At 63.2% G+C, this 26282-nt stretch carries 35 protein-coding genes and 1 tRNA gene; 16 read left to right on the top strand and 20 right to left on the bottom strand.

The window, feature by feature from the left end; translation table 11 throughout:
* Positions 1 to 101: 101 nt before the first annotated feature.
* Both EP7_RS21425 and EP7_RS21430 read left to right on the top strand, forming a co-directional pair.
* A tRNA-Arg gene (locus EP7_RS21425) sits at positions 102 to 175 on the top strand.
* Between the two features lie 182 nt (positions 176 to 357).
* A complete protein-coding gene (locus EP7_RS21430) occupies positions 358 to 1554 on the top strand; it encodes a tyrosine-type recombinase/integrase (protein WP_463524183.1) in 1197 nt (398 codons plus the stop codon).
* On the opposite strand, the gene EP7_RS21435 is transcribed toward EP7_RS21430, so the two are convergent.
* The 15 genes from EP7_RS21435 to EP7_RS21505 all read right to left on the bottom strand — a co-directional run bounded on the left by EP7_RS21435 (position 1515) and on the right by EP7_RS21505 (position 10013).
* Positions 1515 to 1748, bottom strand: a complete 234-nt coding sequence (locus EP7_RS21435) for a helix-turn-helix domain-containing protein (RefSeq protein ID WP_463524184.1) — start codon at positions 1746 to 1748, stop codon at positions 1515 to 1517. The two genes, EP7_RS21430 and EP7_RS21435, sit on opposite strands and share 40 nt — an antisense overlap.
* Entirely contained in the window at positions 1745 to 1933 is a 189-nt protein-coding gene (locus tag EP7_RS21440; protein WP_463524185.1) for a hypothetical protein, read from the bottom strand. The genes EP7_RS21435 and EP7_RS21440 overlap by 4 nt, the downstream gene beginning before the upstream one ends.
* Positions 1930 to 2163, bottom strand: coding sequence for a hypothetical protein (locus tag EP7_RS21445; RefSeq protein ID WP_463524186.1), 234 nt, complete (start codon positions 2161 to 2163; stop codon positions 1930 to 1932). The genes EP7_RS21440 and EP7_RS21445 overlap by 4 nt, the downstream gene beginning before the upstream one ends.
* Positions 2160 to 2345 carry a hypothetical protein gene (locus EP7_RS21450; protein ID WP_463524187.1) on the bottom strand — a complete coding sequence of 62 codons (186 nt, stop codon included), beginning with the start codon at positions 2343 to 2345 and terminating at the stop codon, positions 2160 to 2162. Before EP7_RS21450 ends, EP7_RS21445 begins: the two co-directional genes overlap by 4 nt.
* Positions 2342 to 2845, bottom strand: a complete 504-nt coding sequence (locus EP7_RS21455; RefSeq protein WP_463524188.1) for a hypothetical protein — start codon at positions 2843 to 2845, stop codon at positions 2342 to 2344. Before EP7_RS21455 ends, EP7_RS21450 begins: the two co-directional genes overlap by 4 nt.
* Positions 2845 to 3015, bottom strand: coding sequence for a hypothetical protein (locus EP7_RS21460; protein ID WP_463524189.1), 171 nt, complete (start codon positions 3013 to 3015; stop codon positions 2845 to 2847). Before EP7_RS21460 ends, EP7_RS21455 begins: the two co-directional genes overlap by 1 nt.
* 115 nt (positions 3016 to 3130) lie before the next feature.
* Positions 3131 to 3787 (bottom strand): hypothetical protein, encoded by a 657-nt coding sequence (locus tag EP7_RS21465; protein ID WP_463524190.1) that lies wholly within the window; start codon positions 3785 to 3787, stop codon positions 3131 to 3133.
* Between the two features lie 64 nt (positions 3788 to 3851).
* Positions 3852 to 4346 carry a hypothetical protein gene (locus EP7_RS21470; protein WP_463524191.1) on the bottom strand — a complete coding sequence of 165 codons (495 nt, stop codon included), beginning with the start codon at positions 4344 to 4346 and terminating at the stop codon, positions 3852 to 3854.
* A 20-nt stretch (positions 4347 to 4366) separates the two neighbouring features.
* The gene (locus tag EP7_RS21475) at positions 4367 to 4861 is read right to left on the bottom strand and encodes a hypothetical protein (protein ID WP_463524192.1); all 495 of its coding nucleotides are present in this window, start codon (positions 4859 to 4861) and stop codon (positions 4367 to 4369) included.
* Positions 4862 to 4945: 84 nt separating this feature from the next.
* Complete coding sequence (locus tag EP7_RS21480; protein WP_463524193.1) at positions 4946 to 5230, bottom strand: hypothetical protein; 285 nt, start codon at positions 5228 to 5230, stop codon at positions 4946 to 4948.
* 75 nt (positions 5231 to 5305) lie between these two features.
* The gene (locus tag EP7_RS21485; RefSeq protein WP_463524194.1) at positions 5306 to 5557 is read right to left on the bottom strand and encodes a hypothetical protein; all 252 of its coding nucleotides are present in this window, start codon (positions 5555 to 5557) and stop codon (positions 5306 to 5308) included.
* Positions 5558 to 5703: 146 nt separating this feature from the next.
* The gene (locus tag EP7_RS21490; protein WP_463524195.1) at positions 5704 to 7641 is read right to left on the bottom strand and encodes a TraM recognition domain-containing protein; all 1938 of its coding nucleotides are present in this window, start codon (positions 7639 to 7641) and stop codon (positions 5704 to 5706) included.
* On the bottom strand, positions 7638 to 8324 hold the full coding sequence (locus tag EP7_RS21495; protein WP_463524196.1) for a hypothetical protein: 687 nt from the start codon (positions 8322 to 8324) through the stop codon (positions 7638 to 7640). The genes EP7_RS21490 and EP7_RS21495 overlap by 4 nt, the downstream gene beginning before the upstream one ends.
* The gene (locus EP7_RS21500) at positions 8324 to 8941 is read right to left on the bottom strand and encodes a hypothetical protein (protein ID WP_463524197.1); all 618 of its coding nucleotides are present in this window, start codon (positions 8939 to 8941) and stop codon (positions 8324 to 8326) included. Before EP7_RS21500 ends, EP7_RS21495 begins: the two co-directional genes overlap by 1 nt.
* A 214-nt stretch (positions 8942 to 9155) precedes the next feature.
* Complete coding sequence (locus EP7_RS21505) at positions 9156 to 10013, bottom strand: hypothetical protein (protein WP_463524198.1); 858 nt, start codon at positions 10011 to 10013, stop codon at positions 9156 to 9158.
* A gap of 456 nt (positions 10014 to 10469) precedes the next feature.
* On the opposite strand from EP7_RS21505, the gene EP7_RS21510 reads away from it, so the two are divergent.
* From EP7_RS21510 to EP7_RS21520, 3 genes are all read left to right on the top strand, one after another.
* Positions 10470 to 11243: a hypothetical protein gene (locus tag EP7_RS21510; RefSeq protein WP_463524199.1), complete on the top strand. Its 774-nt coding sequence runs from the start codon at positions 10470 to 10472 to the stop codon at positions 11241 to 11243.
* 134 nt (positions 11244 to 11377) lie between these two features.
* On the top strand, positions 11378 to 11686 hold the full coding sequence (locus EP7_RS21515) for a hypothetical protein (RefSeq protein WP_463524200.1): 309 nt from the start codon (positions 11378 to 11380) through the stop codon (positions 11684 to 11686).
* 141 nt (positions 11687 to 11827) lie between these two features.
* The gene (locus EP7_RS21520) at positions 11828 to 12580 is read left to right on the top strand and encodes a bifunctional DNA primase/polymerase (RefSeq protein WP_463524201.1); all 753 of its coding nucleotides are present in this window, start codon (positions 11828 to 11830) and stop codon (positions 12578 to 12580) included.
* Positions 12581 to 12601: 21 nt separating this feature from the next.
* Here EP7_RS21520 and EP7_RS21525 read toward each other — a convergent pair whose 3' ends face one another.
* The 5 genes from EP7_RS21525 to EP7_RS21545 are packed head-to-tail and all read right to left on the bottom strand — an operon-like array spanning position 12602 to position 14753.
* Positions 12602 to 12952 carry a hypothetical protein gene (locus EP7_RS21525; protein ID WP_463524202.1) on the bottom strand — a complete coding sequence of 117 codons (351 nt, stop codon included), beginning with the start codon at positions 12950 to 12952 and terminating at the stop codon, positions 12602 to 12604.
* 20 nt (positions 12953 to 12972) lie between these two features.
* On the bottom strand, positions 12973 to 13380 hold the full coding sequence (locus EP7_RS21530; RefSeq protein WP_463524203.1) for a hypothetical protein: 408 nt from the start codon (positions 13378 to 13380) through the stop codon (positions 12973 to 12975).
* A gap of 10 nt (positions 13381 to 13390) precedes the next feature.
* Positions 13391 to 13795 carry a hypothetical protein gene (locus EP7_RS21535; protein ID WP_463524204.1) on the bottom strand — a complete coding sequence of 135 codons (405 nt, stop codon included), beginning with the start codon at positions 13793 to 13795 and terminating at the stop codon, positions 13391 to 13393.
* A 31-nt stretch (positions 13796 to 13826) separates the two neighbouring features.
* Positions 13827 to 14483 carry a hypothetical protein gene (locus EP7_RS21540; protein ID WP_463524205.1) on the bottom strand — a complete coding sequence of 219 codons (657 nt, stop codon included), beginning with the start codon at positions 14481 to 14483 and terminating at the stop codon, positions 13827 to 13829.
* Positions 14484 to 14516: 33 nt separating this feature from the next.
* Positions 14517 to 14753 (bottom strand): hypothetical protein, encoded by a 237-nt coding sequence (locus tag EP7_RS21545; RefSeq protein ID WP_463524206.1) that lies wholly within the window; start codon positions 14751 to 14753, stop codon positions 14517 to 14519.
* Between the two features lie 236 nt (positions 14754 to 14989).
* Here EP7_RS21545 and EP7_RS21550 point away from each other — a divergent pair, with 236 nt between their 5' ends.
* The 11 genes from EP7_RS21550 (at position 14990) to EP7_RS21600 (ending at position 26077) form a co-directional block, all read left to right on the top strand.
* On the top strand, positions 14990 to 15268 hold the full coding sequence (locus tag EP7_RS21550; protein WP_463528451.1) for a restriction endonuclease: 279 nt from the start codon (positions 14990 to 14992) through the stop codon (positions 15266 to 15268).
* Positions 15265 to 15600, top strand: coding sequence for a hypothetical protein (locus EP7_RS21555; protein ID WP_463524207.1), 336 nt, complete (start codon positions 15265 to 15267; stop codon positions 15598 to 15600). The genes EP7_RS21550 and EP7_RS21555 overlap by 4 nt, the downstream gene beginning before the upstream one ends.
* Before the next feature lie 28 nt (positions 15601 to 15628).
* Positions 15629 to 18724: a hypothetical protein gene (locus EP7_RS21560; protein ID WP_463524208.1), complete on the top strand. Its 3096-nt coding sequence runs from the start codon at positions 15629 to 15631 to the stop codon at positions 18722 to 18724.
* Positions 18721 to 19479, top strand: a complete 759-nt coding sequence (locus EP7_RS21565; RefSeq protein WP_463524209.1) for a hypothetical protein — start codon at positions 18721 to 18723, stop codon at positions 19477 to 19479. The genes EP7_RS21560 and EP7_RS21565 overlap by 4 nt, the downstream gene beginning before the upstream one ends.
* The gene (locus tag EP7_RS21570; RefSeq protein ID WP_463524210.1) at positions 19470 to 20258 is read left to right on the top strand and encodes a hypothetical protein; all 789 of its coding nucleotides are present in this window, start codon (positions 19470 to 19472) and stop codon (positions 20256 to 20258) included. The genes EP7_RS21565 and EP7_RS21570 overlap by 10 nt, the downstream gene beginning before the upstream one ends.
* Positions 20255 to 23779, top strand: coding sequence for a LamG-like jellyroll fold domain-containing protein (locus tag EP7_RS21575; RefSeq protein WP_463524211.1), 3525 nt, complete (start codon positions 20255 to 20257; stop codon positions 23777 to 23779). The genes EP7_RS21570 and EP7_RS21575 overlap by 4 nt, the downstream gene beginning before the upstream one ends.
* 6 nt (positions 23780 to 23785) lie before the next feature.
* Positions 23786 to 24256, top strand: a complete 471-nt coding sequence (locus tag EP7_RS21580) for a hypothetical protein (RefSeq protein WP_463524212.1) — start codon at positions 23786 to 23788, stop codon at positions 24254 to 24256.
* Entirely contained in the window at positions 24256 to 24621 is a 366-nt protein-coding gene (locus EP7_RS21585; RefSeq protein WP_463524213.1) for a hypothetical protein, read from the top strand. The genes EP7_RS21580 and EP7_RS21585 overlap by 1 nt, the downstream gene beginning before the upstream one ends.
* A 465-nt stretch (positions 24622 to 25086) precedes the next feature.
* A complete protein-coding gene (locus EP7_RS21590; RefSeq protein WP_463524214.1) occupies positions 25087 to 25506 on the top strand; it encodes a hypothetical protein in 420 nt (139 codons plus the stop codon).
* A 119-nt stretch (positions 25507 to 25625) separates the two neighbouring features.
* Positions 25626 to 25748 carry a hypothetical protein gene (locus tag EP7_RS21595; protein WP_463524215.1) on the top strand — a complete coding sequence of 41 codons (123 nt, stop codon included), beginning with the start codon at positions 25626 to 25628 and terminating at the stop codon, positions 25746 to 25748.
* 74 nt (positions 25749 to 25822) lie between these two features.
* Positions 25823 to 26077, top strand: coding sequence for a hypothetical protein (locus EP7_RS21600; protein ID WP_463524216.1), 255 nt, complete (start codon positions 25823 to 25825; stop codon positions 26075 to 26077).
* Positions 26078 to 26282 lie beyond the last annotated feature (205 nt).

A 26282-nucleotide genomic window follows, 5' to 3' on the forward strand; every position in this document is an offset into this window, starting at 1 on the left:
GCCCGAGAGCTCGGCCTCCCGTGAATTCGAGCGATTTCGGCCACCGAGGCCTTCCATCCGGGGCCTCAGCTCGATAAGATTCCCCTCGTCAGACGCAAGTCGCACCCGTAGCTCAATTGGATAGAGCATCGGTCTACGGAACCGAAGGTTAGAGGTTCGAATCCTCTCGGGTGTATAAAGCGGGGCAAGGACTTACGTCGAGTGGTCCCTGCCCCGTTTTCTTTTGTCCCCGATTTTTGTCCCCGGAGAACGAAAGAGCCCCCCGGACGGTGGCACGTCCGGAGGGCTCAGCCGATCACGAACCTCAGCGGCCCGCGAAACGGTGGATCAACCGTGGTCCCTGTTGAGGTTCACCCGATGCGGCGACGCGAACCGTTCTTCAAGAAATCCCACCGCGCCTGGTACGTGCACTTCGAGGGCTCCTACATCCGTCTCGGGACGGACGAGAAGGAAGCCTGGGCGAAGTTCGACGAGCTCATGGTCGCGAAGAAGCGTGCCGAACGCTTCGTCACCCCCGGCCTCCCGACCCCTTACTCGCTCGGACGGCTCTACGCCGAATTCCTGGCGTCGGCGTTCGTCGACCGGTCGGAGGCGACCAGGAAGTTCTACGTCGAGAAGCTCGACCCCTTCGTCGCCCACCTGGGCGAGCAGTTCCCCGCCGACCAGCTCAAGCCGCTCCACGTCGAGCAGTGGATCGCCATCCATCCACGCTGGAAGAAGGGGACGAACCGCACGGTCTGGCAGGCCGTCCAGCGGCTCATGAAGTGGGGCGAGCGGAGCGGGCGGACGGCCCACTCCACGGTGTGCGACTACGGCAAGCCGGGGGCGACCCGGCGGACGGTGATCATCAGCCCCGAGGATTACGAGAACGTCATCCTCCCGAACATCCGCAGCTCGGCGTTCAAGGAGTTGGTCAACGTCGCCTGGGAGTGCGGAGCTCGCCCGCAGGAGTTCCTCGAGGCCGAGGCCCGGCACTACGACCCGACGTCGAAGCGGCTCGTCTTCCCCCAGGAGGAGGCCAAGGGCGACAAGTGGCCGCGGATCGTCTACCTGTCTGACGAGGCGGTGCCCCTGGTCGAGCGGCTGGTCGCGCTCAGGCCGAAGGGCAAACTCTTCCGGAACCTGAGCGGTGCCGCCTGGAACAACAGCAGCGTGAATTGCGAGTGGGTCCGGGTCCGGCACCGGCTGGGCTACGCCCGGATGAAGGCCGAGGGGATCGAGCCCTCGGACGAGGCGATCGAGAAGAAGGTGGCCACGCTCAAGCCGACCAAGATCGTCAAAGGCCGCGAACGGGAAAAGACAGCAGCCGAGCTTCGCGAGGAAGCCCGGCTGAAGTGCCGTCAGAAGATGGCGTCGAGGCTCGCCCCGAAATTCTGCCTCTACCACTTCCGCCACTCGTGGCTCGACCGGATGCTCAAGAAGGGCGTCGACGTCCTGACGTGCGCGATTCTCATGGGTCATCGTGACCCGTCGATGATTGCCAAGACCTACCAGCATCTCTCGCAGTCTCCCGATCACTTGCGGGCCGCCTTGAACAAAAGATCGGTCGGGTGACCCTCCGTGGACCTGACCGTCCCCTTGGCGAGGTATTCATCGAGCGCGTCGGGAGGGATCAGGATCTTCCCCCTCCCGACGCCGACCCGCTGGTGGCGGAGACGCTTGGACGAGCACAGGGCATACACGCTCGCCTCGGAGAGTCTCAGCATCGGTGCCGCTTCCTTGACGGTCAGCGGCTTGGTGTCGGTCATGTCTCTATCTCCTTAGCGACGCGGAGGAGTTCCTCGAAGCTTCGGATTGAGACGCCTTGCTTCTCGGCCGCCTCGAACGCGGCGGTCAGCTTTGCCCGCGTCAGGAAGCGTTGCTCGCGGAGACCCTCGGCCACGATCCGCGACCGCTCCTCCCGCGGCAGGGCTTCGAATTCTTCGTTGGTCATGTGCCGCCTTCCTCTCGTTCCACCTGGTCACCTTGGACGACTCCGGGGGGCCGCCCCTGCCGAAACCGCCGGTCCGCGATGCGTAGCGCCTTTGTGAGGATGACCTCACTGGCCTTGATCCGCTCGATGTCCGCCTCGTCTCGCCCGGCCCGTTGCAGCCCCTCCACGATCTCGTCCCGCACCGACAGGGCGCAGAGGACCAAATCCACGTGGTCGTAACCCGACTTCATTGGGCACCTCTCTGTTTCTGAACCTGCTCCTCGACGTAGAGGAGGAAGTGATCGTAAGTCTCGAACTTCTTGCCTTGCTCTTCGAGCATGGCCCGCATGGCCTGCATGGCGTCGTCGAACTGGGCACGGCTGCGATAGCCGAGCGCGTCGGCGACGAGCTTGAATCGCTCCTCGGTGATCATCTGGGGCGCCTCGCTTCCTCTTCTCTCCACATCGCCTCGGCTCTCGCGCCGTCGATGCGGCCGATCGCCAGCTCAGCCTGGTAATCCTCCTCGTGGCGTCGGAGTGCCTCGACCCATCTCTCCGCGTTCGTCTTCTTCGCATCACTCAGGAAACTGCCGTGGACTTGATACGACCCCGACGGCAGCTCTCCTCCCGCGGGGAACATCGGGCGACGCTCGACCTCGTGATGGATGACCGCGCCCGCCCGGATCTGCTCGTCGATCGTGGGCGGGACGAGGTGCGGGGTCAGATCTTCCCACTTGCCGAACGGCACCAGCATCGCCCGCTGGAAGCGAGTCATCGGGGTGTGAGTCGCCACCCAGTAGAACGCGGCGCCGATCACGAGGGGGGTGATCGTCTGCGTGAGGAACGAGGGACGCGGCCCGGTCGGGCCTCGCTTCTCCGGGTTTCGCACGACGTATGAGCGGTCGCGCCGCTCTGGGGACACGGGTGTGGACATCAGGATTTCCCCCCGTTGATGATCCTGAGTCGGATGGCCTCAAGTTCTTCCTCATCGATGGGCGGGGACAGCATCTCGGAGAGACGCTGGAGGGAACCCGAGGAGCAATACACGCCGCGGAACGCACCGATGGTGATCAGCATTCCTCCCTTGCACGGCTTGCGGCTCATCAAGCAAGAACCCGGACCGGTTGCGTGGATGGTTGCGGGAATGTCCATTGTGAGGCTCCTGGTTGGGGTAGGAGAACGAGTAGGAGAAAACGGAACGCGTCACCTGCCCGGTCGCCTACTCATCGAACGAGCTTTTCAGCGGCGGGATCAGGTGAATCCGGGACTCGTCCGACGCGGACGGGTCCCCAAGGACGGCGGGCGCACCCAGGGGGGCAAACGACCTGCCCCAGAACTCGAAGAAGTGGAAGAAGAGCCAGAGGGCGATGACGAAGACGAGCCCCTGGGCGAGGAGGAACGGGGCCTTGTGGGGCGTCTCCACCTTGTCGGGATCCTTGAGCTTCGCGAGCAGATGACCGAGCCCGCCGCCCGAGTGATAGAAGACTTTCGAGAATCCGATCTCACGCAATCCCTGGCCGATGACCACGACGTAAGACACGGCGCCAATGGCCATGCACCAGCGGGAAAGGACGGCAGCGTAGAACGTCCACTGGGGCGCCACGCTCGGGAGGACGAGCGTCACCCAGTGTTGCGAGGTGGCGCTGAGGATGAGCAGCGTGATGATGGCCCAGGGGATGACGTCGCGATCGTCGTCGAGCGCCGTGGCGTATTCCCACGCGGAGTAGAGCGCGCCGACGAAGAGGAACAGGCCGTAGATCGAGGCGACGTTCCGCCACAACTCCCAGGGGGGCAGGACCGCCAGCGCCGCGGACGTGGCGAGCGCGGCGCCGATGATGACGATGACGAGGGCAAAGGCGAGATGCTTCCGGAACATTCGGGGTGCCTCTCAAGGTGGTGAGAGTCTCCCCCCGGCTCGCGCCGAGGGGAGGGGTTGGGGGTTATTCGAACTCGCTGTTGTTGGACATCGCGTCCATCCACTCGCTGGCCTCATCAAGGCCAATGATCGCGTCGGTTAGGTCTCTCGGCTGGCAGAGCAGCGCAGGCCACTCTGGGATAAAGTCCGAGACGCACCCCCAAGCCTTGACGGTATAGCCCCAAGGGAACCTAGGGGCGCTGAAGACGTAAGTCCTCATCCTGCCCTTCCGGAACTCTTGAACGCCTTGCTCGGTGATGGTCCTGAACTCGGACGGAGGATCCTCGATCGATCTCCCGGCGTCGAAGTATTTCGCCGTGAAGGCTTCGACCGCGGCCAACCCTGCGATTGCCGCGGATAGGTTGCAGCTCATGAACGAGCCCCAACGACGATCTCCACATGTCCGGAACTGCTCGATCAGAAGCTCGCCCTCAATAGCCAGCAGATTCGTGGTCACGCAATCGTAGTCCCACGACTCCACTACCAGCACGTGGTCACCTCTCTTTCTCGTGTAGTTCATCGTTCATTCCTCCTTTCGATTTACGCTTTGTCCTCGGTCTCTCTGACGACCTCGTCCACCACGCGAAGTGCGAAGTCGAGCGCCGGGATGTCGCGGAACCGGCACAGCACAAAGGGCCAGCCCTCGACGGTGCCGGAGGCGTATCCCATGAACGCAGACTCGGCGACGTAGTTCGCGGCGAAGCTCGGAGTGATGACGTATTCGCCGCTCCCTTTCGCTTCGATCTCGAACTGCTCGTAGGGGTCGAGACCTCTTTGGGGGTAAGCCTCCGCCAGATACTCCTCGTAGGCTTCGTCGACGTATTCCCGAAGGAACCGATCGGCGTCGAAGTATCTCCGCATGAACTCCCCCATATCCACCAACGCCTGGGCCGCCTGGGTCACGTCATTCTGCGTGAGCGTCCCCCGACGCCGCCCCGCGTCGTCGATCCGGACCTGCTCGACGTAAAGCGCGCCGCGGGCGACCAGGAGGCTCGTGGAAACGCTCCCGTAGCTCCATGTCTCCAGCTCCAGCACGCGGTCACCTCTCTTTCTTGTTTGACTCATGATCTCTCCCTCGAAGGCCCCCCCCAGCGTCCGCCGGGAGGTTATTGGTTACAGTTAGAAGCGCGGCCACATCGACCCACGCTTGAGCTTCTTCTCGGTCTTGGCGATCCAGCGTCTCGCCCAATACAGCGACTTGATCGCGTCGATCAGGTCCAGCGTCTCGAAGTTGTGCGTCTCGCCGATCCCCGCGGGGGAGGAGTAGAGCCGCACCATCTCGACCTTGAAGACCAGGTCGTCGAACCGGCCGCGGTTGGCGTAGACGTAGACCACCACCATGCCGAACCGCTCGCTTGCCGCGGAGTTTGTCCTGCGGTCGAATCCTTCCTTTCTGTCATTCATGACGTTCATCCCTTCTTTCATTCAGCCAAATAACGGGGAGTAGCCGTGCGGGATGCACGACTACCCCGAGACGGGTTACAACCGGGAGTAGAGGCAATAGATCACCCTGGCGATCACGCAGTACCCGATGGGGCGTGCGATCAAATCCAGGAAGAACAACGCCCCCAGCCAGTCCCTACCCCACGGTCGCCGACCGCCACCGAGCCAGTCCGGACGATTCCGTTTCTTCCTTCCGGCATAGAAACGATCGATCCGCTCAAACTCGATGTCGACGACCCTGGAGTACAAGCTCCGATAGTCCTCTTCCTCCTTTCTCAACGGATACATAAACGGCCTCCTCTTTCATTCACTAACGTTTAGACCCTGCCGCGATGCGGCTTTGTTCTCACCCTTGGGTCTGATGGGGGTGCCGGGTTTTCAAGAAACGCCGGGGGACCTTTTCCCTGATGAAAGGAAAAGCGAACGCGGGGGCTTCAGGACATCTCCCGAAGCTGTCTCAGAACCTCCTCGGCCTGCGGATTGCTCGGGGGCTTCTTGCGCCCGCGCACCTTCAGCGGAGGAGGTGGTGTCTTGGGTTTCGGCGGCGGAGGCGGTTCATCGCCGTCATCCTCGTCATCGTCCTCGTCGTCGTCGGGCAGGTTCTTCTCGTCGCCACTCGGAGCGACGGCGACGAACTTGTGGCGAAGCTCGGCACCGAGGAAGGTCGTGACGCCGTCGGGCTCGGGGAATTCGGTGGCACGGATCGACTCGACGAGGGCGAGCGACATGGGAAAATCAAAAGTGATAAACTGCGGCCCGTTGAGCCGGGTGAAGCCGGTGTCGGGCGACGCCTCGATGATCGCCAGCTCTCGGGTGGAGTTGAGCATCTCGATCTCGTCGGGGCCGAACCACGGCGCCTCGACCTCTCGCGTCGAGACGGTGGTCGCGTAGCTCGTGCCGGTCGAGGCCTCGGTCACCGTGCGCGTCCGGCCGTTCTCGATCTTCGCCCGCACGCCGCCGATGGTTGCCAGCCGCTTGCGCCCCGAGTCGTCCATCGCGGTGAAGGTGATCTTGACCGGCAGGTTCGCGGTCAGCGAATCCGTGAAGTCCTTCTCCCGCGTCTTCGCGTCGGACAGGTTCTGCATCGTCGCGATGATGGACACTCGGCAGTCCCTCGCCTGCTTGATGATGAAGTCGATCGTCCTCTGGAGGATGACGTTGATCTCGTCGATGACCAGGTAGACGTGCGGCCCCCGGTCTCCCCGCGAGCGGGCGGCGCTATACGCGAGCCGGGCCACCATGCGGCCGATGGTGCGGGCCGCGATCTCGCCCACGCTCGGGGCGAGCGAGAAGTAGATCACCATCCGCGACAGCATCGCCTGGCCGATGTCGATCTGGGGGACGTTCGGGTTGATCACGTTGATCTGGGGCAGCTCGGCCAGCTCGCGAATGGTATTGATCGCTTCCGTCGCGTCCTTGATGTCCTTGGCGCTGAGCTTCATCGCCTTGCGGAACTTGCGATCCATGGCGATGGAATACATCTCCCCCCACGAGTCGACGTCGGGCCTGTATTTGAAGATCGCGGCGATGAGGGTCCGCGCCACCCCGGCGAAATACGAGTCGCCATACGTGCCACCATGTTCAAGGCCGAAGACCTGGTTGAAGAACTCGGCCTTCTCCGCGGGGCTCATCGACCGGAAGGCCGAATCCCTGAAGATGCTCCAGACGCTGGTCGGGATGTCGAGGCTATTCGAGAAGCAGAGGAACAGCGCGCCGAACATGACGCAGAGACACTTCATGCACTTCATCAAGAGCCGATCGCCCTTTGCGTCGATGAGCAGGATGGACCCCATGCCGCGCATCAGGATCTGGATGACGATGGCGAGCATGGCCCGCATGGTCTTGCCCGAGTTGATCGCGCCCTGGATTAGGCAGCCGACGTCGAGCAGCCCGCCGAACTTGACGAGGTTCGGGGCCTCCGTATCCTTGAACTTGCCGAGCATAGCGTGATCGGCCTCAAGCTCGTGCGGCGAGTCGGCGAGGGCCTGCATGGTCTTCATCTGCCAGTCATCACTGACGGGGGTCTCCTCCAAGAGCTGATTGAGCTTCTCGATCGCGATCTTCGGCTCGGGACTGGCCGGGCCGAATTCGATGGCGAGATCGTTCGCGGACGCGAGTGGTTTGCGGAAGAAGGGGCCGAACCAAAGGAAGGCCATCCCGAGGAGGCCCGTCGCGGCTTCGAGCACCTTATCCACATCGGTCCTCATGTTGGCTGTGAACACCGCGGTGATCGCGAGGCCGAACCCCATCACCCACCACCGGAAGAGCTTGATCTGTTTCAAGCGTTCGCTCTCGTAGAACGGCAGGAGGCGCTTGGCCATCACCGTCCCCTTGGTGTCGGGGAGTTCCTTCCACTTCACGGGCCAGTTCATTGGGGCTTCTTCTTTCTTCTCGTGAGGAGATTGAGGAGTTCCGGCACGACCACCGTGATCGCGCGGAACTTGGAGGTGTCATTGCGGAGTGCCTGCCGCACCCGCTCGGCCTTGGACCGGACCGCGGTGATGATCGTTATCTGTGCGGCATCCCGTGCGAAGGTCTCGTGCCAGGCTTGGCTGTTATCGGCCCGCCCGGTGTAGGCTTTGCGCACCTTGTGGGCGAGTTGCTTGCTGCTCAGGCTGTACTCGGGGACGAGGATGCCGAGTCGCGTCATGTTCGGGTCGCTTCGGTCGACGTAATACCTCGATGCGCAGACCTTGCCGATGTCGAGTTGGGGGAACCGCGCCCGGAACTCGGCTCGGGGGATCCGGCTCTGCCGGTGCTGACCCAGGAAGCAGAAGGCGGCGATGGCCAGGTTCTCGGCGATGGACTGCTCGCCCGGCGGCCTGCGGTAGGCTTTCGGATCGAGCCCGAGCGTCTCCGCCCCGAGCGCGGTGAGATAGTAGATGTGGGCGTTGCCGCGATAGGCGTGGCTCGCCACGAGCCCGAACTGCTTGAGTTGGAGCAGGTGCTTCTCCATGCACTTGGCGCCCACGTCCCCGAGGGCGACGATGAGCAGTTCCTTCGTCGCCGCGCGATAATCGCGGAGGATGATGAGGGTTCGTTCTTTTGTGGTCATCACCAGACCTCGAGACAGAGGCCCGCGGCCCTGCAGGCGGAAATCATCTTCCGCAGCCGGTTGGCGCTATATGACTTGCCGCCGTATTCGATGGCCCGCACGGGATAGCCCGAGGGGTGGAGGGCGACGATGTCCGGAGCGAAGTTGCGGATCCTCCGGCGACGACGGGCCGTGTAGAACTTGTCCGATACCCAGCCGATGACCGAGCCGGGGTCGATTTCGCGAGAGGCGAGGTAGACCTGCGGCAGCATCAGGTCGTGCGAGATCTCAAACGGCTTGTTGAGCTTCGGCGGCGGGCAGCCGATCAGGTTCGCCCCCTTGATGGTGAGGTGATAAAACTCGGTGTCACGCGGGGCGTTCACATGTCGCTCACCCAGCGCGTAGCTCCATTGGCCGAGGCAGCTCGGGATCGGTGCCTCTGGATGTGTAGAGAAGAGCGGCATCAGCAGCGGCGTTGGGCGGCTGACGATGGCGCGAGAACATGCGAGGAGTCCATACTTCATGGCGCGAATGATCGCGCCGCGGGCGGGCTCCTGAAGAAGCGGGTCGGCCTGGTCCGCGGTGAAGACCGGGAGAATGCGGCCGAGGTCGACCAATCTCAAGGCGCAGGGGTCCATGCGCACCTCCGGAGGGCGTGTGGGTGGATCGGAACGGGGCGCACGAAGTCCCCGACGCCGCAAAGCGCGGCGTTTTCTTATGGATGGATTGGGATCGGAATTGACCCGGGCGGGGCAGGCGGTAAGATGGGCTTGCTGAGGGCTCTTACGCGCCAAGCGTCAGGGTCGGAACCCCTCGACACCGCCAAGTGCCGGGGGGTTCTTCTTTCCGCCTCTATGAGACCACGAGATACCTCCCGACGCCCGAGGCGTCACAATAGGCCTTGAGGTCGCTGGCGAGTTGCGCCCGCGCATTCTCCGAAGCCACCTCGTTGCCCGTGGCCAGGTATAACGCGACCTTCTCTCCGGCCGCGGGCCTGAACATCGACGCGAGCCGCGCCGCCGGCTCTCCGGCTCGTCTCGGGGGCCCGAGCTTGTAGCCGGTGATCACCGCGTGGGGGACGAACTCGCTCCCGAGCGTCACGGCCGGGTCCCACTTCTCGTGGAGCTTGCGCTGGCCGTCGGCCTCGCCTAGCCGGTCCCACAGCTCCAGGAAGAGCGTGGTGACGGCCGAACGGATGACGAGCTCGGTGATCTCGTCATGCGACCGGGTATGGCGAAGAGCGACGCGCTCGACCCAAGGCGCGTGCTTCGCGAGGTAATAAATCCGAGCCTCATCGCCCGGGGCCTTCTTCTTCTTCTTGCCGTAAATGTTTTCGATCAAATCATCATCAAGGATGGTCGTCGACCGAGAAAGCGGGGTCGGGTTGGCCGGAGGGGGTAGAGCAGGAAGAACCTCCTCAGGGAACGCGAGCTCGGGATTGTACGCGGGGGTGATGATCGGCAACGACGGGATGAGCGCGGTGCGAAGTCCTAACTCGGGGCACTTCTCCATCAGCGTCGAGTTGATGACCTTGATGATCTTCAGGTGCTCGGAGCGTGGTGCGTCCCCGCAGTAAGGTCTGACGAAGTCGTGGTCGGCGTAATTGGCGGCGCGCATGAACACCGCGGCGTCGAGCACCTCAAGCATTAGCCGGACGTTGGGAGATGCCTTCAACTCTTCGGGCGAAGGCAGGGGGAAGGTCTCGGACATGAAAACAGCCGCCTCGATGATCGTGTGAGACGACCACCCGGCGGCTGGAGTGTCTTGAGAGACGCGCGGCCCCTACAGGACCGCGCATCTTTGTTCGACCTCTTTACCCGACGGCTGGTTCGCCTGTCAGTGCACGAGCGATTGCCCGCGCTTGTCTGAATGTCTGGAGGAACCGAGGTTTCGGAATCCACTCCACGCGCATCGTCTGTCGCACGTGGCAGCTTTTAGGTTAGGCGGCGGTGTTGCCACCCGTCAATCCGAAAATCTAGAATTTCGACCAGAATTTCGAAAACCACTCTTCGCTATCCATCTGTGTACTGCGGTGCTAAGTAGTGAAAATATGAACATGTGTAGTGACTAGCCCTGATCCGCCCGGCATTCCCCAATGCCGAGCGGGTTCGGCGCATGAAAGGTTTTTCATGGACCGGCCCGTTCGCCCTTTACCGAGGAGCGAACATGTCGGAAGCGAAGCTGATGCTCCACTGCGGAGCCAGGCACGTCCCACGCACCGAGCTGGCGACGGTGCCCACGCCCGATGGTACTCGGACCTGGCGGCCGGTCAGTCACGAGCGGGTGATCTCGACCGTCGAGGAGTCCCTCCAGTCCTCGGGCTTCCTGGTCAGGAAGAGCCAATTCGGGCTCTCGCGCGGTGATGCACGCATGTTTGCCACGCTCGACCTTGAGTCGGCGTTGGCGGCTGGCGTCACCCTGGCGGTCGGCATCCGCAACTCGATGGACAAGTCGTTCCCGATGGGGTTCGCGGCTGGTTCTCGCGTGTTCATATGCGACAATCTCGCCATGCGTTCAGAGCTACTGATCCGCAGGAAGCACACGGTCAACGGCCTCTCCCGGTTCACGGACGCCATTGCGGGCGCGGTCACCGGCCTCAAGCAGTTCCAGGCCACGGAGACCCGGCGGATCGCCAGGATGCAGGAGATCGAGATCGACGACGTCAAGGCGGAGTCGGTCATGCTCCGGGCCTACCACGCGCGCATCGTCTCCCACCGCGTCCTGCCCGACGTCCTCGACCAGTGGCGCGAACCGCGCTTCGAGGAGTTCCACCCCCGGACGCTTTTCAGCCTGCTGAACGCATTCACGTCGGCGATGGCGCCGAGGTCGACCAGCAATCCCCAGGCGTATGCGACCTCGACGATGCGCCTCTACGGCGTCCTCGATCAGAACTTCCCCCTGGCCATCGAGGCGGGGGAGGTGATCGATGTCAAGCCGTAGGGGGCCGCGTTGCCTCAAACGAGCCAACGGGAAGCGGAGATGGATCGCCATCAACCGCAACGGAGTGCGTTTTCGATAGACAGGGACGGCCATCTCGGCAGGGATGCCGCTCCTTCTTACCGAGGACTCATCCGATGGCGCGACGAAAGGCCGAAGAGGCAGCGGAAGCACCACCCGCCGAAGCACCTCTGGAACCGCAGACGAACGGCAACAAGCCGGTCCACGCAATCCGCATGGGCCGGATCCGGGCGAGCATCTGGGGCAACCAGAACGAGCACGGGGTGTTCTATTCGGTGAAGATCAGCCGGTCCTATCAGGACGGCGAGGGTTGGAAGAGCACCGATAATTTCGGGCGCGACGACTGTCTGCTCGCGGCGAAGGTGCTCGACATGGCCCATACCTGGATCTGCCAGACGCTTGCCGGCGGCGAGATCCCCTTCTAGGGTTCAACCGGGACACGGAAGTCCCTTCTGTTTTCGCGTCGCCCCTCCCCCACCCAACTGGAGGCCCCGTCTATGAGACCCGCGCCCCAGCGAGGGACGCTTGCAACGGGCTTATGGCTCCTCAGAAACGAGCTCGTTCCCGTGCCCACCAGGCCGCGTGAGAAACGCCCCATCGAGAACGGCTGGGGGATCGCTCCCCCGAGTCGCGGCCAGCTCATACAGACGTTTCGGGACTTCCCCGGCGCGGGCGTCGGCATGGCGCTGGGGCCGATCCCCGGAATTGTGGACCTTGAAGTCGACGACGTCGAGCGTGGCACGCCGCTCCTCGAGACCCTTGAGCTCCCTCCCACGCTGGGCTGGCTGTCGAGCCGTGGAAGTCATCGCATCTACAGGTGGGACCCCAGGCTCCCCGATGAGAAGGCCGTTCACTATCTGGCCGGGGGTGCCATCGAATTGAGGATCGGTGGCGAGAAGAAACAGACCTTCTCGGTCTGCCCTCCGACTCTGGGCGAGAACTATCGGCGCCGAGTTTGGTTTCCCGTCTGGGAGATCTCCCCATTGCCCGAAAGGCTTCTGAGGGAGATCGATCGGCCGACGAAGCCCAGGGTTGCGGCCCGGATGGTCATGCCCCGCGTGGCCGACGGCTATTCGCGGGCGGCATTGCGGAACGAGGCCAAGGCGGTTGCCCAGGCCGGCGAGGGCAATCGGAACAGACAGCTCAACAAGAGCGCCTACTCCCTCGGGACCTTGGTCGGCGCCGGGTGGCTCGACAGGTCCGCGGTCGAAGTTGTGCTAATCGACGCCGCGTTAGCATGCGGGCTCTCGGAGCGAGAGGCGCTCGCGACGATCAAGAGCGGGTTGGATGCGGGGACTATTCGCCCCCGATCGGGTTGACGCGCCGCTGCCCCGCCGCCATCAGGCCAACAGGACACGACGATCCTCGGTCCGCCGCTTCGCCTCGGCACCAGCCTTGGCGACGGCCTCGATGCCCAGGGCGATCAGAGCGTCCGTGTCCTTGCCGGCGACGAACTTCCCATTGCCGTTGATGAAATTGACGAACGCCGCCACCGAGGCGCCTATCGCCACCTCGTCGATCTTCGTGAGCCCGTGCTCGCGTTTGTGCGACTCGAGACCGCCGAGGATCATCGCCAGCGCGCTCTGGTAGAGCGTCTCGCGGAAGGCGTCAACCTTTGCCTTCTTGGCCTCGGCGTCGAGCGGCACCGGCTTCGTCGGGCGTGCGGCGATTCTTGCTTGGTTCCGTTCCATCTCCCTCCGCAGCCTCTTGCTCACGCCGCCTCCGCATTCACGTTCTTCCATGCCTGGTAGAGCTTACTGAGCTCCGGAAACTCCTTGCCGTAGACCTCGCAGAACGCGATGAACATGATCACGCAGGGCGAGAGATTCTGCCGCGTGGCCTCGGCATCGAGCGCCTCGCTCATCCACTCCATCTGCTTCGGGATGGTGAACCAGAACCTCGATAAATCACGCCGCTTCGAGCCGACGCCGCCGACGAACCCCTCGCCCGGCCGGTTTGCGAAGTGCGTGCTGAACGCTCGGCGGAAGATGTCCCCGACCGTCCGTTCGTACTTCTCGCAGACCGCCCAGACGAAGGGCACCACCCACTTCATGTCATGCCGCAACGTGACGGCGATGACCTTCAGTTTTCGCTTCGGTGTCTTCTTAGATTTCGCCATACCTCTCCACTCAGTTGTTACTTCTCTTCTCAATTACGTCTGTGAGTCCCTGTCGGTCGAGCTCTCCCTCGAGCCCGCCGTTGTTGTCCTGTTGGATTTCAATTGTCGGCTGCTCGTAATCCCCAAGGTCGTCACATTGTGAATCGGAGGAATAGGCACACCCCTCGAACTCCCGGTAGTGCTTCTTGCGCCACTCCCGATACACGTTGACGCGGGCCGAGGTGATCGGGTCCTCCGGCTTCGGGACGTATGGCCTCTTGGGGACACACTGATCGAACTTGGGATCGCGCGGATCGTGCCACCCTTCAACCATCCTGTCAGCGGGCCGCGTGCCCATATCCTCTGGCTTGGTGATCGTCACGAATCCGTATCCAGCCGCCAGTGCCAGAATCGCCAATGTCGTAAATTTGATCATGTCCCTGCCTCCCTCTCTCCAACCGTTTTGATTAACCTTCCAACTTGTCCAGCATCTCCGTGACCGCCATGTCGCTCAGCGCGTCCATTGCCCTGTCCGCATAGCGCTCCGCCATCGGCCCCGAGCCGTTGTAGCAGCGGAACGCGTCGCGATAGGTGGCCACCTTGCTCAGCTTCTTCGCCTTGGCCGCCTCTTTGCAGTTGCCCCAGACGACGCCCGCAATCTCGAAGTTGACCCGCAGGTCGAGCAGGTCCGCCCAGGTCTTGCCATACTTCGGCGCGTGCCACGCGGCAACCTGGAAGGGCCCATACGAGCACCGATAGGCGTCACGCTGTTCCGGGTCCTTCGTGATCTTGTTCGCCTGTTCGAGCCAGAATTTTGAATCCCACTCGCACCGTTTGGCCTCGCGCCTGTTCTTCCCACCGTCCTCCATCTTGAGCAGGGTGATGGCGACCGGCTTCTCCATGCCCATCCGCGGGGCCTCCTCGATCAACTCGTCCATCGATGGGTCCCGCTTCTCCACCTCGATCGGCACCTGGACATGTTCGACACGGACCGGCGGATTGACGAACCCATATAAGGACAAGCCGCCGACCGCGGCACCGCTCAGCACGATCAGGAAGAAACACCAGGTCACAATCCGCTTCACCATTTTGACCTTGCGGTCGATCCAACTTCCCACGCTCATAATCGTCTCCAATTTGTTCTTTGCTCAAAACCTTCAGCTTCCGGCGAGCACGCACCCGCCGATCACCACGATTACCCCCGTCACGAAAATCATCACCGCCAGCGTCCGAGTGTCGATCGCCTCGACCACTTCGGGCATCCCCTGGGCTAAGTCATACGGGCTGAGCGGCAACGACCGCTTTCCGCGGGCAAAGTCCACGCGGATCACGTTGTCGATCTCCGCCCCGTCCTCGGTCTCCACCAGCACCGGCCATCGTCCGCTGCAGTTCATGTCCATAGTCCCTCCCGCTGTTCAGATGCGACGCTACATCGTTTGTTTTCAAACCGTCAACAAATATTCATAACGCCAGATGGACCGCTTCCCTTGAGCCCTATTTCGTGCTCTCCGCTGGTTTAAGCCGCTGAAAGCTGATAGCGTCGTTAAATCAACGCATTGAGTGTCTTAGAGGCGAGTTGGCAACCCCCTACAAACGCGGTCGGACCTTCGAATACCGCGTCAGCGCCCGTTTGGTCGGGCTCGACTACCACGTCGTGCGGTCGGCTTCCTCCCACGGGGAGGCCGATCTCGTGGCCTCCCGGGCCGGAAAGACTCTGTTCGTCCAGGCAAAGACGCAGGACCGCCTCGACCCCGGGGAATGGAACGCCCTGTTCAACGCCGCCAAGAAGGCCGGCGCGCTGCCGATCCTGGTCACCAAGGACAAGAAGCGGAAGCTCGTGTTCTGGCGTCTGACCGGACCGAAGGTCCCGAGGAGCCGGCACAAACCGAGGGAGCTCTTCGAGCCTTGAGCAGCGAAGGGGCGGCCGTGCCGCGGCGTGCCCCGCCGCACGTCGTGTTCGAGGCCGAATTTACCCAGTCCAGCCCCCTGACGGGGGAGCGTGCCATGTGGGCGGCGGTCGTCCGCTGCGCCCTGTCCGAAGCACGTCGTCCGCTCCTAGGCAGCGAGGCGAAAAGCGTCCACAATGAGCCCCGTAGGGAGGCGCGGAAGTGGTTCAGGAAACGCTCGCGCGACTACATCGGCGGCTGGGGTTGGATCATCGACTCCGTAGGCATCTCGCCGCACATGGTTAAACGCATCGAAGCAGCGGCGAAGGCCAGCACAAGGCGGGATGGCGGGTGAAATCCGAGACGTAGCCCTCAAGATTCGCTTGGACACGGGCGAAACCGAGGCCGCGTTGAAGCGACTCAAGGACCAGTACGACTCGCTCGGAAAGGGCGGCGGCGGCTTCGACAAGGGCACCGACAAGGCCAAGCAGAGCTTCACCGAGCTGAATAGCTCCTTAGAACTGGTCAAGAAGGGATTCTACGGGGTCCAGACTGTCTTCGATTCGCTGGTCGCCGTCATCAACCGCGGCCAGGGCGTCAGCGAGCTATCCGCCGCGTTCGGCACCCTCCAGTCGGCAGCGGGTTCTCTCGCGTCGAACGAGCTCCAACAACTCCGCACGGCCACCCAGGGGCTCCTGAGCGACACGGAGCTGATGCGGGCCGCGAACGAGGCCCTCGCTTCCGGGCTCAAGCCGGAGCAGTTCAACAAGGTGGCCGAAGCCGCGGACGCGCTCGGCGACGCCTTCGGGAAGAACACCAAGGTCGCGCTCGACGACCTGACTCGGGCCCTCGTCACCGGCCAGGAGAAGCTCCTCAAGCAATACGGGATTCAGATCGATAACGCGAAGGCGGAGAAGGAATTCGCGGCATCGATCGGAATAACGGCCAAGCAGCTCAACGAAGCCGGAAAGCTCGAAGCCGCCCGAATCGCAATCCTAGACGAGATCGTCAAGAAGAGCGGTGAAGTGGCGGGCGGCACGGAGACCGCTGGCGACGCGGTCCAGAGGCTGGGCGTCTCGTTCAACAACACGCTCGACACGATCTCCCAATACATCAACGAAGCGTCGGGCGTGGTCGCCGTATTCGACGCGATCTCGAACGCCGCAGCCAAAGCCGCCACGCTCAGCGAAGCCTACTTCGGGAAGAGCATCCAGTCCCAGCTCTTTCGGGCGAAGGAGAACCTCAGGACGCTCGAGACCGGTTCCTCGAACTTCGACATCTCGTTCCGCGAGAGCGAGGCGGGCCAGAAGCAGATCCGGGAAGTCACCGACGAGATAAAGAGGCTCGAGGCCGAGGCCGGAAAGGCGGCGACCGAGACCGCGAAGATCAAGACCGAGATCGATAAGACCGGCAACTCGACGGAGGCGCTGAGGCAGAAATACACCGACTTCGGCAAGACCAGCGAGGAGGCGAATAAAAAGGCGGAGGAGGCGGCCAAGAAGCTGCTCGCGGTCCAGGACGACCTGCGAAACACGCTGACGCAGTCCACCAGTGCGAACACGCTGAAGCCGCTCGCTGACCAGCTCGACAAGGCATTCGGCGAAAGCTTTTCCCCACAGAACGCGACTGCAGCATTCGATAAGTACATCACCGCGTTTCGATCGTCGGTCACCACCGAGCTGCAGACGAAATACAAAGATCAGCTCGGAGACGCGACCGTCCAGGGGATGATCCAGGGAATCACCGACTCGAAGGTAGCCGAGGCGACCTACGAATTCTCCAAGCAGCTCGAAGAGGCCACGAAGCAAGCGTTTCAGGGGACCGTCGATTTCTTTGCGGACATCTTCACGTCCAGCATCGACGGCAGTGCCCAAAGCATCGAGCAAACGCTGAAGGACGCGCTCAAGAGGGTCGCCGTAGGTTTCGCGAGCCAGATCGCGGCCAACATTGCGTCATCCGCCGGGTTGACTGGTCTGTCCAACGTGGGCTCCGCCCAAGGGCTCGGCCAGTCCATTGCCGCCACCTTCGGCTTTGAGGGCGGCGGGGTTAAGGGCCTGACAGACCTCTTCTCCGCTCCCGGCATCCAACTCACCGCATCGGCTACGGCGCTCGACGGATCTGCCGCGGCGCTCACGGCTGCGGCTGGGGCGCTCGCTCAAGGCGGGCTCGGAGGGCAGCTTGGCGGACTTGCCGGGGGCGATGGTCCCTTCGGCGGCGTCACCGGAAGCGGCGGCGTCACCGGGACCGGATTTGAAAAAGTGGCCGGCTCGATTGGTTCGGAAACGCTTCCATCAACCATTTTCGTCCAAGCCGGGATCGTTGGCGCGATCGCGGGCGCTGGGGTCATCGCCTATAACGCGATCAAGGAGTTCGACAAATCGAACAAGAGCTTCAGCGATGCCGGGAAAGCTGGCGCGCAGACCTACTTCGCAGGCGACGTTACCGGTATCTCTCAGACGGCCTTCGCGGCGTATGCAGCTTTCGGCCTTGGTGGGAACCCGAGGCTCGCACAAGAGCGAGAAGGCCGGGCGGCAGGGATCGATCAGATTCTCGAACTCTTCGGCCAGGCGGGAAAACAAGACCTTCCCAAATTCCAGGGGATCAACGGCCTTCTCACTCTCGACGATAAGAAATTCAACATTGATCAACCCAAGGGCTCGAAGGAAGCTTTCGCGGTTGGGCTGGCCAACCCGCTCGCTCAGATCGTCTCTGGTGGCGACGAGAAGCTGACGAACGACTTCGCCGCGATCTTTGCGAACGCAACCAGCGACGCCGACAACTTCAACGAGGTGATCGCGAATACGCTCTCGCTCATGGACAGTTTGGGCTTCAACGCGGCAGACGCTAAGAAGAACCTTTCGGACACCTTTCTCGACGGAAAGCTATCGGCCCAAGCGTTCGGCGAAGATCTTCAAGCCTTGAATATCCTGGCCACCGAGGCGCTGGTCGGCCCCAACTCGATCGCCGAGGCGTTCGCCATCATCGGCAAGAACATCGACGGCGAGGGCGACGACTCGCCGCGCACCGCCCTCAAGGGGCTGGAGCTGGAATTCAAGGCCCTGGCCGCGGCCGGGTTCGACTCGACCGAAGAAATCGTCGGCTACTTCGACTCGATCGGCCAGTCGGACATCGGCGACTTCTTCGAGAAGCTCGGCGCGATCGGCGTCGACTCGTTCGATGACATAGCGGCGGCCATCGAGAAGAACCCCGACTTGGTCTACGCGCTCTACAGCGCCCTCGTCGACGCCAACGGCGCTTTCAGCGACCTCAGCCACACCGCCGCCGAGGCCGGGACCGCCACGGCCCGCGTGCTGAGCAACACGACGACCCAGATCAGCAGATCGACCCAGGCCATGCGGGGCTTCACCCAGGAGACGGAGCGTGCGGCCCGGGCGATCAAGCAGCTCGGCAACGCGAATGACGGCGCGGCCTCATCGGGCGGCTCGGACCAGAGCCTCAACGAGCGTGCCGCCACATGACGCTTGTGCTCCTCCCCAACAACGTCTGGCACGACGCCGCCCAGATCACCGTCACCGACGCCTCGAACGTCGCGACCGGCGATACCGCGGGGCTGGAGAACGTGATCGGCGGTCCGCGGTCGCTGGCGTGGAGCTCGTCGGATTCGGGAGCCCGGCGGATCGTGCTCGTCAACAAGGCCGGCGGGCTCGGGTGCTCCCATGTCGTCCTCGCCCGCGCGGACCGCCACGCCGGGAAGAGCGTCAGCGTGCTCTCTTGGTCGAACTACCCGTCGGCATCGAACACCGAATTCTCGTCGGCCAGCTTTTCGGCGACGCTTGTCGGGCCCCGAGCCCAGGACTGGGTTCTGCCGCTGGCGCTCTCCGGCAAGCAGGCGATCGGGCTCAGCCTGAATTCGGCCGACTATACGAAGGACGTCTACAAGTTGTTCGTGTCGAACGGGTTGAGCTTCGTGCACCACACGGCGCCTTCGTTTCAGATCCTCCCGTTCCCTAGCCGCCACCAGTACCGGCGGCAGACGTTCCTGGTGGACACCGAGTGGAACTTCTTCGTCGAGCAGCTCACCCGCGCCGAAGTCGACGCGTTCGAGGCGATCCCGAACCTCCTGTCTGAGCCGATGTTCGTCTACGACCCCGACGGGCACTCGATCTACCACAAGAATCTCCACGGGATCGTCACCGCCTACCAGACGCTGGCCGCGTTCGACGACCTCTACCAGCTCTCGTTCACAGTCCGGGAGCTCCGCCAATGGCCCTGACCTTCCTCGTCAACCACGCAGGAGTCGCAGCCGACTCGATCGAGGTGCCGACCGGGGCCACGTCCGCCGAGGAGGGCTTCGCGTCCAAGCACATCATGACCGGGCCCCGCTCGACCGGCTGGCGTTCGACATCGGGCGGGTCGGCGGGCATCGGCTACGCCTACGACGAGGACGTGGCGATCACCCACGTCGTGGTCGCCCGCGCCGACTGGCTGCTCACCAAGGCGACACAGCAGGTCCTCGGCCGCCAGCGGGACAGCTCGGGCGCTTGGTCGAGTATCGCCGGCTTCAACAAGAACCCGCTCGTCAGGGCGGATCTCATCGGCCCCCGGCAGCAGGACCTGGTCGTCGAGTGCTCCCCCGCCGACCTTCGCGGAATCGGCATCCTGACCGGCGCCCTAACCGGCAGCGAGGCCACCCAGGTTTCGAAGATCTACGGGTCCCACGGATTCAGCTTCTCGGACGCCGACCCCTCGCTGGGCGTGGCGACGAGCACGTTCGAGCCGGGCGTCCGGCGCAAGGTGATGCACGGGAGCATGGAATACGAAGTCGAGAAGCAGTTCGGGCTCCGTTTCGAGGGCGTCGCGCACGCCGAGCTCGTGTCGTTCCGGGCGGTCGCCAACCTTTTCTACTGGCCGTTCTTCCTCTACGACGCCGAGCAGGCGATCTGGCCGTGGAAGCTCGAGCACGTGATCCTCGGCGGGTTCTCGGCGACGCCGTATGTCGAGGGCTACTGGACACTGGAATTGAGTTTCTTCAGACTGAGGCACTGGGATTGAGCTCACTTTTCCCCGAATTGGACGTCGAAGTCTGCAATCTCACGCTGCTCCCCAAGGCCGGAGGAGCCGGCGTAGATTATTACTTCGCCCTGGACTATTGGCCGGCGGGCACCATCTATCCGGGGAGCCCGGCCTGCTACCCGCTGCTCGTCTCGTCGCCGGTGGTCAAGCGCGGCATCGACGTCTACTTCCGCACCGACTACGACGTGTCGATCGAGATCTACGCCGACAGCCACCTCTCGGAGTATGGCAAGACGTTCTTCGATCTCCTGCAGACCCACGAGATCCACAACGCCTACTGCGAAGTCCGGTATTACGCGAAGCCCGTGTCTGACGGCACGCTGACCGGCAGCGACCCCGCCGCCCTCCGGCGGTCCATCCCCCTCTGGGGAGGCGTCCACGCCGCCCTGCCGACCCCCGACGGCTCGATCAGCTCGGGCGACCGGGCCCACCTGGCGTTCACCTACCGCGGTCCGTTCGACTCCGGTTCGGTGAGCGCGTCGCTGACCACGCACGTCGACGCCGACAACATCCGGCAGACGCTCCGCGTGATCGACACCCAGTACGACGGCGGCGCGGGCGTCCTGACGCTCCGCTGCGGCGACGTGCTGTTCAAGGACAAGGAGGTCTCCCGGCGGCTCGACTCGACGATCCTCGCCAACCTGGACGAGAAGTGGAAGGGGAAGTACGGGGCGATCGTCTTCGGCCAGAGCACGACGGCCGGCGAGGGGATCGCCATCGACGCGCCGTTCTTCGACTCCGGGATCGTGAGCTCCCTGCCGTCGGCCAAGCTGTTCAGCGGCTGGGCGTTCGCCAACCACCCGAACAAGTCGCTCGAGCGCATCCTGGTCAAGAACCAGTACACCGACCTGAACCCAGCCGCGTGGGTTGAGGTGGCGCTCGAATCCACCGGCAGTGCCGCGGGCTTCGGGGAGTTCATCTCCTACCCCGACGTCGACCCCCCGAACTGGGCGCGGGACCTCTCCCGCTGGTCGCGGGCGGTCGTCTACGCCCCGGCCTCCGACGCTTCGAAGATCCTCGTGAATATCCGGGCGTACCTCCTCGCCAACGAGCTCGCGAGGTGCGCGGACCTGATCGACGGCCAGCATTTCTTCAACGCCGACAACCCGGGCTTCCTCAGCCAGAATAACCACGACATGACCGTGGAATTCTGGGTGAATTTCGACACGCTCTACGCCGTGGCGGACCGGATCATCATGCGGCAGGGCGACATCGCGTCGAAGACCCTGGAGTGGGTGGTCTACCTCAATTCGGCCAACAAGATCACCTTCGGCATCTCGAGCTCGGGCGAGGAGATCTCCCGCTCGGTGTCGTGGGGCACGGCGGCGACGACAGGCGTCTGGTACCACGTGATCTGCCAGAACGACAACGACGACCCGGCGCCGGATCCCGACGTCGGCAACATGGCGATCTACGTCAACGCGGGGGCCGCCGTCACGCAGCTGACGGCGACCACGAGGACCGTCTCGGGCTCGGGGCTCTCCCGGAACGCCAAGGACATCACGACGCTCACGACCACCGTGGCCCACGGCTTCAAAAAGGGCGCGGCGCTCACCGTCACCGGGGCTTCGAGCTCGGACTTCGACGGCGACAATTTCGAGATCTTGGAGGTCCCGACCACGACGACGATCAAGTACGAGGACAACGGCTCGTCGGGCAGTTCAGGGAACGGCACCGTCGTGGCGACCGACAGGTACATGAACCGGGATGGGCCGTTCTCGATTGGGTCGAACATCTACGGCGACCCCGGCCTCGACGGCAAGATCATGTGCGTCCGCGTCTGGAGTCGCCTCCTGACGAGCGTGGACATCACGAATCTCTACAACTCGGGCACGCCCGTGCTCCACGAGGAGATGGCCGACGAGTTCCGTGAGGGGCTCCGCGGCAGCTTCGACCTGACCGAGCCGACCGGACTACGCGACAGCAGCTCGGGGTCGGGAAAGCTCACCTCGGCCGCGAACTCCGCGTCGATCTCGCCGTTTATCGGCTACGGCTACTCGACCAAGGCCGTCACGCTCACCAACGTCCACGGCCAGGCCCGGGTCGAGGTCTACGAGGCGGAGAGCGCGGACGGCGGCGCGACCTACAACCCGGTGGGCTCCGCCCTGCGCACGTCCCTGCTCGACGTGATGAGCACGAACATCCTGAGCTTCCCTCAGCTCAACTACTGGCAGCTCCAGCCGCCGCTGGTCATGGCGCCCGGCGTGCCCTACATGACGATCCTGGACTTCACGAAGGACACGGGGAACACCTACTTCGCGAGGTGTTCTTATGTGTCCTCCGCGGGCAAGCACCACTACGCCCGCGACAAGCGAACCTCGACCTCGCGGGAGGAGGCGCCGAACTGGGTAATCCAGAACGACACCGCGTTCGACCTCGAGCACTTCTACCTCGCGCAAGGCTCGGCAAACTGGGTAGCGTCGGCGGGCAGCGCCGAGCTCTACAGCTTCCAGTCGCTGGAGACGCTGACCATCAACCTCGGCAGCGGGCAGACGCACCTCGAATTCGACGAGGGGCTCGAGTTCAAGCTCTGCGTCTCGGGCATCGCCGACGACGGCTCGGGGACCTACACCGGGACGCCGAACGCCATCATCGAGCGGCCGACCCACCTCATCACGTTCACGCTCCTCGACCCGGACTTCGGCGTCGGCGACGACGTGTCCGCCGCCGATGTCGACCTGTCGGCGTTCGCCAACGCCGGGACCGTCCTCGAGACCCAGTACCCCGGCGGGCTCAAGATGCAGATCGTGCTCGAGAACCAGGTCTACGCCAAGGACTTCATCCGGGAGATCTGCAGGCAGGCCCGGCTGGTGTTCTTCAAGACCCGGCACGGCAAACTCTCGGTCAAGGCGCCGACGATGCACACGTCGTTCAACGCCCGGTTCTCGGAGGCCCGGCACCGCGAGGGCTTCGACCTGCTGAGCGTCGCCGACCGCGACTACGCCCAGGTGGTCAACGAGTTCCACCAGCTCTACTTCCGCGACCCCGTCAACCAGCCGCCGGAGACTGACTTCCACCAGCTCAACCCCAAGGAGAAGCTCTCGAACGAGCTCTACATCACGCCCGACGAGTCGGCGTCGGGCGACGGGTATTTCCAGTCGCTGTGCGCGGCGTCGCAGGCGCTCTACGGCAGACGGGAGCACACCCCGGTCTTCAACTTCTACGACAGCGCGACCTGGGCCCAGCCGGTCCAGAATTACTACTGCTCGCGGTACTCCACCCTCCAGAAGCGCGCGACGTTCCGCGTCCCCCGCCGGGACTTCTTCGCCTCGCTCGACCTGTTCTCGGCCGTCCAGATCCAGCACACCGGGCTCGCGCACGTCGACGGCACCTCGCTCAAGGCCAGGGCCCACCAGGCGGGGGCCCCCATCGTGGCTTACCACGAGGGCACGCCTGTATTAATGTGGATGGGAGGGACGCTCGAGGGCCAGGTCATGGAGATCGAGGAGTCCGGGGCCTGGATGACGCTCACCATAGAAACGATTTCGCCCTTCACCTGAGGCCTCATGTCATCTCTCGACGGCTCGACTTTCCTCAACGGCGCGACGATCAACGTCGACGAGCTGATCAACATCTTCAACAAGCTGCCTATTCAGCCCCAATCCTCGAGCGCGGGAGCGGCGTCCACGGCGAGCACGACGTTCATCGCCGCAAATTCGAAGACGTTTGCGGTCGCCGCCGACGACTACATCATCTGGAACTCGAATCTCACCTACAGTGTGGACGACGCGACCTGCACGGGGGCGATCAAGTTCACGGTCGACGGGGTCACGATCGGCAACAGCTACCCGCTTAGGTCCACAGGCATCCTCGCGTCCAATGGCCTCGTCATGCCACAAAGCTTCAGCGTCCATGTCTTCGACCTTGCCGCGGGGAGCCACATTTTCAAGATCGAGGTCCAGCGCACGAGCGGATCGGGGACGCTCTACCTCGCCAACAGCTACAGCTGGTTCGCAGTCGGGAAAAGGAGATCGTGATGCAATCCGTCGAAGCCTCGGAGCTCTCCGGGCGAATCAACCACGAGAAGATCAACCAGGAGCTCGAGGCCGCGGGATTCCCAGAGGTCGGCTGGCTCGTGCGCTACGATGACGGCGGCGCGGTAAAGGCGATCGAATTCGACTTCGAGGAGCGGCTCGGGTACGACGCCAAGCGGGTCGGCGACGTGTTCAGATCACATCTCAGGCTTCCCGAGGAAAAAGACGACCTCCAGGAGGCAGAAGAACGTGTTAGCCTCGACTCGGGTAAGACGCTCGACCTGGAAGCTCAGATTGCGGCCTTAACAGAGCGCGTTACCTTGCTGGAAAGGCGGAATGGAGGATCGGAGGACGGTGGCTCAGATTAAACGGCACCTGAAAAGGGCGAGCGAATGTGGGTGAGTATGGACACGTCGTTTTTAATACAGCTATCGGTCTGGTACTTTCAGGCATTAGCGCTTTTATTACTTGGTCTCTCCATCGCTACGTCCGTCAAAACGATGAAGCTTTTAAGGGGATCGGCAGCGCTTTCGACGCAATGGAGAAAGATATCCTCTATCTCCGAGGACAAAACCACGACCTCTGGAACGGAGTCCACGTCCTTTCCCTTAAAATCGAGTTTCTGGAGAGAACCTCTACATCGGAACACAAGGAATGAGGGACTTCCTAACGGCGTCCTGGCTTACGGCCACGGCGGCGTGAGGCCCCGACGGCCCTTTGGGGAGTAGATTGATGGAGGTGATCCGCGCTAGTCTTGCCCCATGGGCGCCCGGCGCCTCCATGGACAATCGAACTGCGGGCAACACCGCGGGCACCACACAGGAGCTAAAGTGATGAATCGCGTGTTAACGGCATATTGCCTTGTGCTCCTGTGTTCCTGTGGCGGCGGGGGTGGCGGCGGTGACGACGATGAGGTTGCCGTTGTTGCGGCTCCCGCCCCTCAACCCACTCCGGTCTTGGTCACGCAGTGCGGCGATGTTGCGGTGGACCTCGAAGCGGTCGACGAGATCGTTGAAGCCGCGGAGGAAGAAGACGTTGACGTGTCCGAGATTGTCGATGAGCCGGTAGGGCTGAACCAAGCGGGGGCGCTCAAGACCGGGGTGATCATCGCCAACTGCGGCAGCACGGTAGTGACCAATGATTCGGTTAACGACAACGACACCGTGACGACCGTGAACAATCCCAGGCCGGCAGAGCGGTTGCTTGCCGCGATTCGAGCCCACGAGGTGGCAAGCCTCGAGATGCACCGTTGACACGGCTCAAATCGCCTACAGACGTCCTCGAATAGCCGTGGCATCATGGCCCCATGAACTGGATCAGACTCCTACTCGCCGTCGGTTTGTCAGGGTGCAGCCCGGTTTTCGGAAACCCCGTGACCAACCAATGCCCGGTCAAGCTCCTGCAGTCGGTCGACGAGCACCTGATCCAGTCGCAGAAAGCCTATGAGGAGCTATGCCCCAAGAAGCAGTCGTCGTTGATACCTCCGGTCCTGTAAAGGTCGTCGATTCGGCGGCCGAGGTCCTCGGGCCTCCTAAAGACGAAGTCCCGGCGTGGCGCAAGACGCTCAACGTGTTACTGGGCGGGGCGTGGATCGCGCTTTGCGGCTTCCTCTCCCAGTTCCTACAGGAGCACTCCGAAGAAGTCCGGGTCCTGATCATCTCGCTCCTTCCGCTCTACCTGAAGGGATACGCCGGCGCCGCCGTGGGTATCGCCGTCGGCGCGTTGACGACCTGGCTGAAGAAGCGGAACACCGCGACCGTCCTCGAGGCCAAGCGCGACGCCCTGGCCACCGTCCCGCCTCCCGACATCGAAAAGTACTACTGAGCTCATGACGCTCCGCGAGGACGCCAGAGAGAACGCGGAGGGCTCGAGCGACCGGCTCATCCCGCTCGCCTGGCTGATCCGCCGCGTGTGGGCGATGCTTTTCGCATATAGGCAGCGCCCCCGTATGCGGCGATAATGCGTGCATGCCGAGGAACCCCGTCAAGACCCGCCGCTCCGGCCCCCTGTTTCCGGGGGCCTATTCGTC

The organism is Isosphaeraceae bacterium EP7 (assembly GCA_038400315.1).
Classification (GTDB): domain Bacteria; phylum Planctomycetota; class Planctomycetia; order Isosphaerales; family Isosphaeraceae; genus EP7.